The organism is Borrelia puertoricensis, from assembly GCF_023035875.1.
In the GTDB taxonomy this organism is placed as follows: Bacteria; Spirochaetota; Spirochaetia; order Borreliales; family Borreliaceae; genus Borrelia; species Borrelia puertoricensis.
In genome coordinates this window covers 18,681-29,166 of sequence record NZ_CP075383.1, presented here as the reverse complement: position 1 = coordinate 29,166, position 10,486 = coordinate 18,681, and the positions used below count along the sequence as shown (strand labels likewise).

Sequence of the window (10,486 nt, the reverse complement as noted above, 5' to 3'; positions counted from 1 at the left end):
TTATTTGCTCCTAATTGTATTTATAATCATGCTCATGATACATAAGTTCTATTGAAAAGTAAATACAATTTTTGTTTTTTGTTTAATAAAAGTTTTTCTATATATAATTTAACAAAAAAATATAACAAAAATTGTTTTTGTCAAAATTTTTGTTATATTATTTTTTATAGATAATCAATTAGGAGTTAAATATGACAAAAACAAATGAACAAAAATTAGAGGTGGGGATGCAACAATTTGATTTGTACAGGCAAATGGTATTTAAGGGTTTTGAATCATTTGCATATCAGAGTCAAGAAAATCTTAAAGGTAAACAAAAACAGTTAAGTAAAATAAGTAGAGTTGGACGTAAATTACCAAAAATTGGTAAGAATGAGTATTTCAAGTTTAATAGTAAGGTTGACTTTAGTGTGCAAAGAGAATCGTTAAAGCGTATGGGAGCTAGTGAAGTTGGAAGCATGTTTATTGGAGCTGATTCTTTAGAGAAATTAATGCTAGAGCGAGTACTTAAAGCTATAGGAAGAGAAATACCATTTGAAGATAATTTGAGCATGAGAAAGGGAAAGATATTAGAATCTTTAGGATTTGATGAATTTGTTCGTATGAATGTGGATAATATTGAGGTGTTACATAAAAACAAATATGCAAATGGTATTGACAAATATAATTACTTTAAAAAAGTTGAGGACTGTGAGACATTAGTTGGTTCAACAATTGATGGATGGTTTGTAAATATTGCTGGAGAAGCCGAGTTACTTGAGATCAAAATTAGTGATAATTTTTACTTAAAAAATGCAGCTATTGAATACAACAAGACTGGTAATTTTTTAGAAGATAAATATTTCTTCAAGTATTATGTTCAAGTACAAATGCAGCTACTGTGTACAGGTTTAGATAAGGGAAATTTATTTTTTATCATAGGTGGAGAAGCAATAAACTGTGTAATTGATAAGAGTGATGATTTTATTAGTTATATAATGACTGAAGTTTCAAGATTAGAGGGCGAAGTTAGTAGTATTGCCCAGTCTTTAAAGTTAAAGAGTGATATTGATATTAAAAATATTGATTTAGACGAGCTTAGTGATATTATCAGGGATTTTTTGAAAAATAATTTTGTATATGAAGAGCTATGTGATGTAGATTTTAAGTTCGAATTTTTAGAATTTGTAAAATCAAGTCAACTTGAGATTGATGAAGACAAAATTTTGGATTTAAGTAGATGTCTATGTGAGATTAATGCATTGCAATCTGAAATTGACAAAGTAGAAGAGGATACTAAAAAGGCTCAGGCGTTAGAGTTGTCTAGGTTAACCAAACCTATTAAAGATAAACTTAAATTTCAAATAGATGATCTTTATCGTAAATTTTCTTTAAATGAACATGTAAACTATAACTTTGATGGGAATAGGTTCTCTTTAGATATGAGTAAGAGAGCTATTAAGGATAGGTTTAAGTTTTTAAGCTGTGTTATAGACTTTACTTTTAGTAGTAATTCAAATGAATGGTCTACACCTATTTTAAAAGCTGTTTAAGGGGACCTTTATGAGATTTATGTTTATGGTTTTATTTGTAGTAATTACTTACAAGATTTTAAAATTTTTATGTAAGTTTGGTGTGAGAAGTATAAATAATCTCGTTCAAGCTTATTATGCAAGAAGAGAATTTTTAGAAAATCTTGAGAGACTTGATTGTGATTTAAGACGTATGGAACTTTTAAGTAGACTTCGTGATGAGGAGAGTTCTGGTGTTTGATATTAACTTGTTAAGTATGTCTGGTCGTTTAACAAGAAACTGTGAGGTTATTTATACTAGTAATAGTTTTCCTATATTAAAATTTACACTAGCTAATAATAGAGGTGTAAAGAAGAATAACTGTGTGACAAGACAAGCTCAATTTTTTGACTGTGTGATTTTTGGAGCTAGAGCTGAGAGTCTTGCTGCTTTACTTAAACGAGGGGTTCAAGTTGTACTAAGTGGAGCCCTATCTTATTCAAGTTGGAATGATAAGCGTACAGGTGAGAGTAAGAGTAAATACAGTATTTTGGTAAATGATATTTGCGTCTTAAACTCATATGCTAAGACACAAGATGTTAATGATCTTAAGTCTGAAGATGAGTTTTATGAAGATATTCCTTTTTAATAGTTATATTTAAGTTAAGGGGGTTAGGGGTGGTAGTATCAAAAAGGGACCTTATAGCAAAGATGATTGAAGCTAAATATGATTTTGAAGATGTTTTATTTTGTAGAAAAGACAGACAAGGAGAGCCTTTATTTGAAAGGCTTTGTAGAGAAGGGCTTACTCTTAAGAATGCTAAGTTATGTTTAGATGTGTTTTTAAGCATTTGCAAAAAGAGTCATGACTTCGCTTTAAGATATGGGATACTTAAGATTAACAAGAGGAGTATATTTGTAGCTAGTTTCTTTAGTATTTCTATATTTATAGATCAAATTCTAAACTTTTATGATAGTAGTGTAGAGTGTCTTCTTGAGGATCCAGATTTAAGTCTTTAATGGAGGTTGAAGGTTAGGGATGAGAATAACGCAAAATAATCCAAATTTAGTCTCAGCAGTACGTAAGTGGGGGTGTTACTTTTTATCTCTTCATTATTACGTATCAGTTTTTAAAAAGTTGCAGTTTAGTGTTCTTGATATAAATAGGAATTATCATAACTTTGTTAAGTCAGGGTGTATGAGAAGTAATTGTTATATTCTAAATCCATGCGCTGTGCTGAGACGGTTTGATATTAATGCAAGTGTGAGGTGGGAGGGCCCTGCTTACAGATGTTTAGATGGAGAATTTGAGATAAGTGAAGTTAAAATTAAAAATACACCAGGATATCATTTTATAGCAACTAATTTGTCATCTGTGCTTTATGATTCACTGACACTTAAAGAACGGGGCGTTGAATATGAGATTACATCAAGGAGAATATTTAAGAAATATTGAAACTACTAAGTAGAGAAGGAAGTAAGTACCTTTGTAGTGCTGATATTGGCATTTTTAAGTAAGTGAATTTGATGATTTAAGAGTAGTTAAGCTTTTCTTAAAGCATAATCTTTTTATAAACTATATAGCACGCTTTAGTGGTAATAAAACTAATAGGTCAAGTATGGATTAAAGAGTACTTGTTATGCTTGAACGGAAATGTTTAAAATGCAAGCGTAAAGAGAACAGGGACTCTAGAAAAGTTTAGAGTCCCTGTTCTCTTTTCATAATGAAATTTTGGTTTAAAGAATATATATATTATAAACTAAAGAATTATCAAAAACAAATATTTTTTTTGTAAAATAAATACCTGAATGTCAAATTAGGTATTTACTGGTTCTTGATAAAAATCTTGAAATAGGGAGTAGTCCTTAAAAATATTAACAAAACTTAAAAGTTATTTCAAGCTAGTTTTGATATCTTTGTAAGCCTGTATTTTACTTGCACTTGAGAGACCATAAACATTATCAATCTCAGAAGTAGATGAATATTTCATAAGTTCTTTAATTTCAAATGAATTATATCCTCTAGACTTTAGTGATGCTATAAATATATTACGAAGTATATGCAAAGATTTGCGATGTTTAAATCCTCCCTTAATGAGTAATTCCTTAAACTGTTTTGAAATCTTGATTATACTAACTTTATTGTCACGAAATTTAAGTTTACTTTTTTGAAATAGATATGTACGTCTTGTGTCTTTTCCTTTAGATAAAAAGTAGTTTTGATGGGCTTGCATTATAGATTTAAATTCAGATTTACTAATGACTACTTCTCTAATACAGATATTGCTACGCTTTTTAGCTACATTAACGCGAATAGAATAAAATACTTCACCATTACTACACGTCTCTTTATATATATCAGTAAGTTTTACATTTTGTATCTCAACACCCCTACAACCAGTAACTGAGAGTAAGTGTACAAACCATCCTGAAATGGGGTCTATACTTTTAAGTCTCTCTATAGCGCGTTTTACTAGTCTAATTGTCTTGTCATTTAGATAAAATCTTAAAGGTGGGGATAATTTTTTAGTATGTCTAGTTTTGCTTTGACTTTTAATTAAAGTTAATTCTTCACTTAAGCGTTCATTTTGCATTTCTAATTCTTTAATTTTTAAGTTAAGATTGCAGTTAATTAAATGTTTTCCTTTCATGTAATTTCAAAGTTAACTAAACATATTAAAAATAGATAAAATTAGTTATAAAAATATTAGCAAATACTTATGAGTAGAGTCAATTTTTAAAGGTTACCATTGTATAGAAAATATCTCTTATAGGGCTATTTATATAAATAGAGAGTGTGTTTTTTGATATATTTGGTTAATATATCTACAATACTTTAACTTAATCTTAACAAATACTTATAATTTTACTTTCCATATCCTTTATTTGCCTACTCAGTAGCTTTCAACTTTGCAATGATGGGTTTTTTAGTACAAAATTTAAATTCTATCTTTCTGTTAACTTAAAGTTTACTTTTATAGTTACTCTTACCATTTTTATAACGAGTTTAATTTATTCTTTTTTGCACTTATTTATCTAGAATTTTGTTGTCTTATTTTCTTAAATCTTTCTTTTTTAAATCTATCTCGTCTTAACTTCCTTATTATTAGAGTTTTATTTAACCCCCTGCTCCATTACAAGCGCTTGATGCTTGTTCTTTAAATTGGTCTAAGTTTTCACCACCATTAAGAGCACCCTTTACTACTTGTTTAAAAGTTTCTTTTTGCTCGCTAGCATTATCACCTGTGCATTTTGCAAGTTCAGTATTTATGTGATCAAGTGCTTCCTTTATTTTAGATTCATCATGACTTAAAATTTTGTTGAAAATAGAATCATCACCTAAAGCATCTTTTAAAAAGTCTAGGTTTGTTTTTTGAGTATCATTTAACTTTTCTTTTAACACTTCTTCAGGTGTTTTTTGTACTTCTGATTGTTCTTCGAAGTTTCTTTTAACTCTACTCTTAGGTGTAGCATTTCCATGCTCATATTCACAACTACTAATTAGTAATAATAAAATCAAAATAAAATTAATTTTATTCATATAAATCCCCTTATCTTTTTTGTTTTAAAAATATATCTCTATTTATAGATCTTTAATGTACATGTACGTATAAGTATTAATTGTTTTTGTAAAATTTATTGTTTTGTTATAAATTTTATGTTAAATATATTTTTGTTAACCTATTAGTTAACTTATATTAAAAGGTATGAATAGGGTAAAGAAATCGTTTGATGATTATGTTGTGTATTTTAGAGAAGGTAAGCTTAATGACGCATGTATTGCAAAAGAGCTTGGAGTTAGTCGTGTTAATGTAGGAAAGATGAGACGCAAATGGGAAGCGCTTAAGGATGATCCTGAGTATATTACTGGTGCTGCTAAGCTTACTATTTGTGAAGATACTTTAAATAATATCTTATTTCATGCATCACAAAGTACAGCCCAGGCGCGTGATCTTAAAAGTCAGTTTAGTATGGCTAAAAGTATGTTGGGACTAGAATTTATAAATTCATTTAGTCGTTATTTAGAGTTGGAACTTAAAACTCATAATTACAAAATAGAAGAACTCGAGTCTCAAATTAACAATCTTTGCAAGAAGACTTTAAGTAAAAAAGTTGCACATTCAGAAGAAGAGAGTCGTGAGCTTGAAGAGTTAAAACTTAAACTCGATGAGCTTAAAAGGGAGAGAGAACTTAAGAAAATGTCACTATGTTACAAGACAATGCTAAAGCTTAAAGCTACTGATACAGATGTGCGCTCTAAATTACAAATTTAAAGGATATGGTAATGGATATATATAAGCTGCCTATATTTAAAGAAATGCAGCGAGAGTACAAGCGTGATTTTGGTATTGATATAATGGATTTTATTAAGCCTAAAGCATTGGAGGTTGATTTTAAAGGGTTTGAAAGTAAATATTTAACTAAAAAACAACTTAAAGTAGTACGTAATATCGAGAAGAATAATCAAAGTAAAATTATCCTCTCAGGTGGGATTGCTAGCGGTAAAACATTTCTAGCATGTTATCTATTCTTAAAAATACTGCTTACAAATAGGAATGTGTATAAAAGAAATACCAATAATTTTATAATAGGAAATTCCCAAAAATCATTAGAGGTTAATGTTATGAGTGAGTTAGAAGATATTGCTAGTATGCTTAAAATACCCTTTAGGCCAAAATTTTCTAATATATCATATTTTGAAATAGACTCACTAAGAGTTAATTTGTATGGTGGTGATAGGGCAAGTGATTTTGAGCGGTTTAGAGGCTCTAATTCAGCGCTTATTTACGTTAATGAAGCAACTACACTGCATAAAGAAACATTAATAGAATGTTTAAAAAGGCTTAGAGTAGGAATGCAGGCAATTATATTTGATACCAATCCAGATAGTCCTGAACATTTCTTTAAAACTGATTATATTGATAATACAAAAATTTACTCTACATATAACTTTACAACATATGATAATGAATTAATACCCGAGGATTTTATTAAAACCCAAGAAGAGATTTACAAGGACATTCCAACATATAAAGCAAGGGTTCTACTTGGAGAATGGGTCTCGTCCTGTGATGCGATATTTACTAATGTTAATCTTACAAGTAAGCATGAATTTATATCCCCAATAGCATATTTAGATCCTGCATATAGTATAGGAGGAGATAATACAGCGCTTTGTGTTTTGGAGCGAGTAGATCAAAGTTATTATGCATTTATTTTTCAAGAAAAGTTACCAGTAGGTGATCCTAAAATGTTAAATACAATTAAAACTATACTTACAAATCTTAATGTACACAAACTATATGTTGAAGATAGGGATAACGTTTCTGGGCATGGGAATGTGACTAAAATGTTTCTTAAACTTAGGGCGGGTATGAGTCATAATTTTAAAATTGCTCCAATTAAACCTATAAGTGATAAATTTACTAGAATTGCTACGTTAATAGAGCCATTTGCAACATCTAAACTTAGTATTATGGATTATTCAAGTAAGTCAGCTATATCTGATATTTATAAGTACAAAGGAGATGGTAAGAGTGATGATGATTCATTAGATAGCCTATCAGCATCATATATGTTATTGACTCTAAGTATGCGTACTCTTAAAGCACATTTTACTAAAATAAGGTTCCTATAACAGTTAAAATATTATATAATAATTACATAAGGAGTGTTTTTATGGGACTTGCTCAACGAGTTATTACACAGCAAATGGTTATAGCTGAACTTACTAAAGCCGGTATTAAGAGAGATATTGCTATTGACCTGTCTTATAGGTATTATCGTAATGAGCTGACTTATAAAGACATTGAATTCTTAAAAGAAAACTTTGATATAAAATTGAAACACTTAGAAGATGGGATTAGTAGTGTTAAGGATGAGCTTAACACCAAAATAGATACTAAATTTAATGAACTCGATAAAAAAATAGACATCGTTGAGAATAATCTTAACACCAAAATAGATACTAAATTTAATGAACTCGATAAAAAAATAGACATCGTTGAGAATAATCTTAACACCAAAATAGATACTAAATTTAATGAACTCGATAAAAAAATAGACATCGTTGAGAATAATCTTAACACCAAGATTGATACTAAATTTAATGAACTCGATAAAAAAATAGATACCGTTGAGAGTAACTTTAACCTTAAGCTTGAAAAAGTTGAAGCTCTCTTACAATCTGAGATTCAAAGGGTTGAGACAACTTTAAAATCTGATATTAGAGACCTTGACAATAAGATAGAGAAATCTACATTAGAATTTAAAAACACATCTAAACTCCATAATTGGATGTTTGGTACTATCATAACTCTTACTTTAGGTATTTTATTAGCATTATTATTGAAATAATTTTAATTAAATAAAAAATAAATTTAAGATTTTTACCATTTTTAAGTTCCCCCCCAATTAGTACAGATACATAAAAATGTAGATATTTTATCGTATATGTATTTGTTTCTTTTATTTTGACAAAAACTATTATTTTTGCTACAATCTATATGCAAACTGAAAATAAAGGAACAAATTTGTATTATTTTGATGAACTAAAGAAACGATCAAATAAGATCTGTCCTTTGGAATTATATAAATATTCGCTTGTTTTTAGGAACTATATAGAGAATCCTGCTGAGGATGCACTGAAGAATGGTATTCATCTTGAAAGTTTAGATAATATTAGTGAATCTGAGATAGCAAGACTTAAAAGAGAGCTTAAAGATGCTCTTTTAAATCTTATAATTAGTTATAGATTTAATGGTGCAGGATATATTTTAGTTCTAACTCGTGATGAACTGACAGAATTAGAAGAAGAAGTAAATTCTGAATTGCCCATTGGATTTAAATATCTAGATTTCAATTTAGTTAAAGACCCGGGCATTTATGACCAGTATATTACTTACACAGTAAAAGAAGGAAATACTTCTTACTCTTTAGTTAAGATACATAAGAGTAGGGTAATAATTTTTGATAATTATGATTATATCTTAAAACGTTACATACCATGTTATAGTGAAAGTTTTTTACTTAATATTTATCTACTTGAGAAAATTTATACACAGATAGATAAGAGAATAGAGACACATAATTTTCTTTTTTATAAAGATGAAGCATTAGTTGGACTTCAAGATGCACTATCAAATGCAACTGCATCATTAAACAGCTTAACACATAGAAATAATAGTAATAATGGATTATTTGCAGGTCTATTTCAAAGACAAAGACAGGATAATAACAGCATATCTGATCTTAAGAGTATTAATGATAGTCTCTCAAGAGAAATCGAGAGATTAAAGTCAAGTTTAAATAATGAAGGAATATTTTACACTTCAACAACAGATGCATCATTAGAGGTAATTAAGTATGATCTTACGTATTTAAAAGAGGCATTGGCATTAGTAAAAGCTAAGATAGGAGCAGATACAAAAGAGCCACTAACTCGAAGTTTTAATGAACAGACTAAAGGTTTGGGAAATGATGGGAAGGGAGATAGATCCAATTATTATGATTTTCTTAAAGGAATACAAGAAGCAGTAGAGATTGCTGTCAATATTAAACTATCTAGGTATTTTGGTTTAGAGATGAAATTTAATTCTCTTGTTATGCTTAGTGAAGAAGAGAGAGTAGATAGAGATCTCAAATTAATAGAATTTTTCGGTAAATATAGTGAACTTATAAATAAAAGTGTTTTAAGCAAAGATGAGATATCAACGCTAAAAGAAAAATTATTTTCAATTTAGGTTAAGGAGTTTTCATGGAAAAAGAGTCAGATGTAAATACAGAAGAAGTAGTAATACAGACTAATGATAATAGCTCTTCTGATAAGTTTAAACGTATAAGTCAAGAAGAGTTTGAAGAGTATATGCAGCTTAAAGAAAAGGTAACTCGAGAAGATGAAAGGGTTAATAAATTAAGTATAAATGACCGAATTGCACGTGAACTTGCAAATGCGGAAGATAGAGAGCGAGCAGAGAAACAGTTACTCTTAGAAGCAGAGAAGATAAATGAAATTGATCAATTAGCTAAAGCACATTTAAGCAAGCATTTTGATAAAGATACTCTTCTTTCTAAAGGTTATTCACTGAAAGAAATAATGCAAGCACAAAGAAGAGAGTTAGTGAGAAAATTTGTTCCTAAAGAACAAATAAAAGCTATTTCCAAGCTAGATAATTTTGAACATTTAGATGGAGAGATATTAGAACAACTTGTATCTTTAGCAAAAGTGAATATAAGCATGAGAAAACGTGCTGTAAGTAATATTGACTCTAAGCATGGTGATATTATCTCTAAAATAGAGAATAGAATATCATTATTAGATTCAGGGTTTTCACCAGTTAACTTTGATGAATTTAATATTTCTGTTGCCAATGCTTATAAAGATAGAATACATGAGTTTTATAACCTTAAAGAGAAAAAAACAGCTTAAGGAGATATATGCATGTCAGAGACTATAACAAAACTTAAAGAAGAATATGATAAAAAGGTAAAAGAAATACAAGACCTAATGAAAAATCCTCAAAGAGACCCTGGTCTTTTTAGTAATAATGTTGATTTTAGAGATAAGAATTTAACCTTTGCTAATTCTGGTGGAAGTATCACTTCAAAAGTAGATAAGTTAGAGAATTATCCTGTTAAAGGATATCCATACAAACGTGGTGTTAAGTTATCTTATGAGGCAAGTGATAATACTGAACCTTGTGTAGAAGCTGGGGGTGGTACTGATCTTTATGGTATATGCATAGATATAGATGAGTTTACTGGTATAGCAACTGTACTGCCAATAACAAATAATTTTACTGGATATTTAGTAGTAAAACAGAGCAGTCAAAGCAACATTAATCCTGGATCAAAAGTTAAATTTGATACAAACGGAGAGATTGAAAATAACAGCAGTTCAGGTGGTGTTAATGGTATAGCCTTATCAAAGGCATTTCAAGTTAATACTAACTTATACATAGCATTAGTAAGTATATGTGGAAACAGAGGTAGTTAA

General features: G+C 29.1%; 13 protein-coding genes. 11 read left to right on the top strand and 2 right to left on the bottom strand.

Features of this window, described 5'->3' with window-relative positions:
• Window positions 1-191 precede the first annotated feature (191 nt).
• The 5 genes from bpuSUM_RS05170 to bpuSUM_RS05150 are packed head-to-tail and all read left to right on the top strand — an operon-like array spanning window position 192 to window position 2,947.
• Entirely contained in the window at window positions 192-1,532 is a 1,341-nt protein-coding gene (locus bpuSUM_RS05170; RefSeq protein WP_247066681.1) for a DUF244 domain-containing protein, read from the top strand.
• 10 nt (window positions 1,533-1,542) lie between these two features.
• Complete coding sequence (locus tag bpuSUM_RS05165; protein ID WP_247066679.1) at window positions 1,543-1,752, top strand: hypothetical protein; 210 nt, start codon at window positions 1,543-1,545, stop codon at window positions 1,750-1,752.
• Entirely contained in the window at window positions 1,730-2,140 is a 411-nt protein-coding gene (locus bpuSUM_RS05160) for a single-stranded DNA-binding protein (RefSeq protein WP_283848856.1), read from the top strand. The genes bpuSUM_RS05165 and bpuSUM_RS05160 overlap by 23 nt, the downstream gene beginning before the upstream one ends.
• A 29-nt stretch (window positions 2,141-2,169) precedes the next feature.
• Complete coding sequence (locus bpuSUM_RS05155) at window positions 2,170-2,511, top strand: hypothetical protein (RefSeq protein ID WP_247066676.1); 342 nt, start codon at window positions 2,170-2,172, stop codon at window positions 2,509-2,511.
• A gap of 19 nt (window positions 2,512-2,530) precedes the next feature.
• On the top strand, window positions 2,531-2,947 hold the full coding sequence (locus bpuSUM_RS05150; protein ID WP_247066675.1) for a DUF261 family protein: 417 nt from the start codon (window positions 2,531-2,533) through the stop codon (window positions 2,945-2,947).
• Between the two features lie 436 nt (window positions 2,948-3,383).
• Here the strand turns inward: bpuSUM_RS05150 and bpuSUM_RS05145 are convergent, their stop codons facing one another.
• Together bpuSUM_RS05145 and bpuSUM_RS05140 are read right to left on the bottom strand one after the other, a co-directional pair.
• Window positions 3,384-4,142, bottom strand: coding sequence for a site-specific integrase (locus bpuSUM_RS05145; protein WP_247066667.1), 759 nt, complete (start codon window positions 4,140-4,142; stop codon window positions 3,384-3,386).
• A 467-nt stretch (window positions 4,143-4,609) separates the two neighbouring features.
• On the bottom strand, window positions 4,610-5,032 hold the full coding sequence (locus bpuSUM_RS05140) for an Mlp family lipoprotein (RefSeq protein WP_247066665.1): 423 nt from the start codon (window positions 5,030-5,032) through the stop codon (window positions 4,610-4,612).
• A gap of 166 nt (window positions 5,033-5,198) precedes the next feature.
• Between bpuSUM_RS05140 and bpuSUM_RS05135 the strand changes: the two genes are divergently transcribed.
• The 6 genes from bpuSUM_RS05135 (at window position 5,199) to bpuSUM_RS05110 (ending at window position 10,486) form a co-directional block, all read left to right on the top strand.
• On the top strand, window positions 5,199-5,765 hold the full coding sequence (locus tag bpuSUM_RS05135; protein WP_247066663.1) for a DUF603 domain-containing protein: 567 nt from the start codon (window positions 5,199-5,201) through the stop codon (window positions 5,763-5,765).
• Between the two features lie 11 nt (window positions 5,766-5,776).
• Complete coding sequence (locus bpuSUM_RS05130) at window positions 5,777-7,129, top strand: PBSX family phage terminase large subunit (protein ID WP_247066724.1); 1,353 nt, start codon at window positions 5,777-5,779, stop codon at window positions 7,127-7,129.
• A gap of 41 nt (window positions 7,130-7,170) precedes the next feature.
• Entirely contained in the window at window positions 7,171-7,848 is a 678-nt protein-coding gene (bdr, locus tag bpuSUM_RS05125) for a Bdr family repetitive protein (RefSeq protein WP_247066661.1), read from the top strand.
• A 149-nt stretch (window positions 7,849-7,997) separates the two neighbouring features.
• Window positions 7,998-9,233, top strand: coding sequence for an anti-CBASS protein Acb1 family protein (locus tag bpuSUM_RS05120; protein WP_247066659.1), 1,236 nt, complete (start codon window positions 7,998-8,000; stop codon window positions 9,231-9,233).
• 14 nt (window positions 9,234-9,247) lie between these two features.
• On the top strand, window positions 9,248-9,919 hold the full coding sequence (locus bpuSUM_RS05115) for a DUF1357 family protein (RefSeq protein ID WP_247066656.1): 672 nt from the start codon (window positions 9,248-9,250) through the stop codon (window positions 9,917-9,919).
• Window positions 9,920-9,931: 12 nt separating this feature from the next.
• Window positions 9,932-10,486, top strand: a complete 555-nt coding sequence (locus bpuSUM_RS05110) for a DUF228 domain-containing protein (protein WP_247066654.1) — start codon at window positions 9,932-9,934, stop codon at window positions 10,484-10,486.

What these genes read in the sequence shown, in the direction of transcription:
- bpuSUM_RS05170 (WP_247066681.1), top strand. Translation starts at nt 192, where the DNA reads ATGACAAAAACAAATGAACAAAAATTAGAGGTGGGGATGCAACAATTT.
- bpuSUM_RS05165 (WP_247066679.1), top strand. Translation starts at nt 1,543, where the DNA reads ATGAGATTTATGTTTATGGTTTTATTTGTAGTAATTACTTACAAGATT.
- bpuSUM_RS05160 (WP_283848856.1), top strand. Translation starts at nt 1,730, where the DNA reads ATGAGGAGAGTTCTGGTGTTTGATATTAACTTGTTAAGTATGTCTGGT.
- bpuSUM_RS05150 (WP_247066675.1), top strand. Translation starts at nt 2,531, where the DNA reads ATGAGAATAACGCAAAATAATCCAAATTTAGTCTCAGCAGTACGTAAG.
- bpuSUM_RS05145 (WP_247066667.1), bottom strand. Translation starts at nt 4,142, where the DNA reads ATGAAAGGAAAACATTTAATTAACTGCAATCTTAACTTAAAAATTAAA.
- bpuSUM_RS05140 (WP_247066665.1), bottom strand. Translation starts at nt 5,032, where the DNA reads ATGAATAAAATTAATTTTATTTTGATTTTATTATTACTAATTAGTAGT.
- bpuSUM_RS05135 (WP_247066663.1), top strand. Translation starts at nt 5,199, where the DNA reads ATGAATAGGGTAAAGAAATCGTTTGATGATTATGTTGTGTATTTTAGA.
- bpuSUM_RS05130 (WP_247066724.1), top strand. Translation starts at nt 5,777, where the DNA reads ATGGATATATATAAGCTGCCTATATTTAAAGAAATGCAGCGAGAGTAC.
- bdr (WP_247066661.1), top strand. Translation starts at nt 7,171, where the DNA reads ATGGGACTTGCTCAACGAGTTATTACACAGCAAATGGTTATAGCTGAA.
- bpuSUM_RS05120 (WP_247066659.1), top strand. Translation starts at nt 7,998, where the DNA reads ATGCAAACTGAAAATAAAGGAACAAATTTGTATTATTTTGATGAACTA.
- bpuSUM_RS05115 (WP_247066656.1), top strand. Translation starts at nt 9,248, where the DNA reads ATGGAAAAAGAGTCAGATGTAAATACAGAAGAAGTAGTAATACAGACT.
- bpuSUM_RS05110 (WP_247066654.1), top strand. Translation starts at nt 9,932, where the DNA reads ATGTCAGAGACTATAACAAAACTTAAAGAAGAATATGATAAAAAGGTA.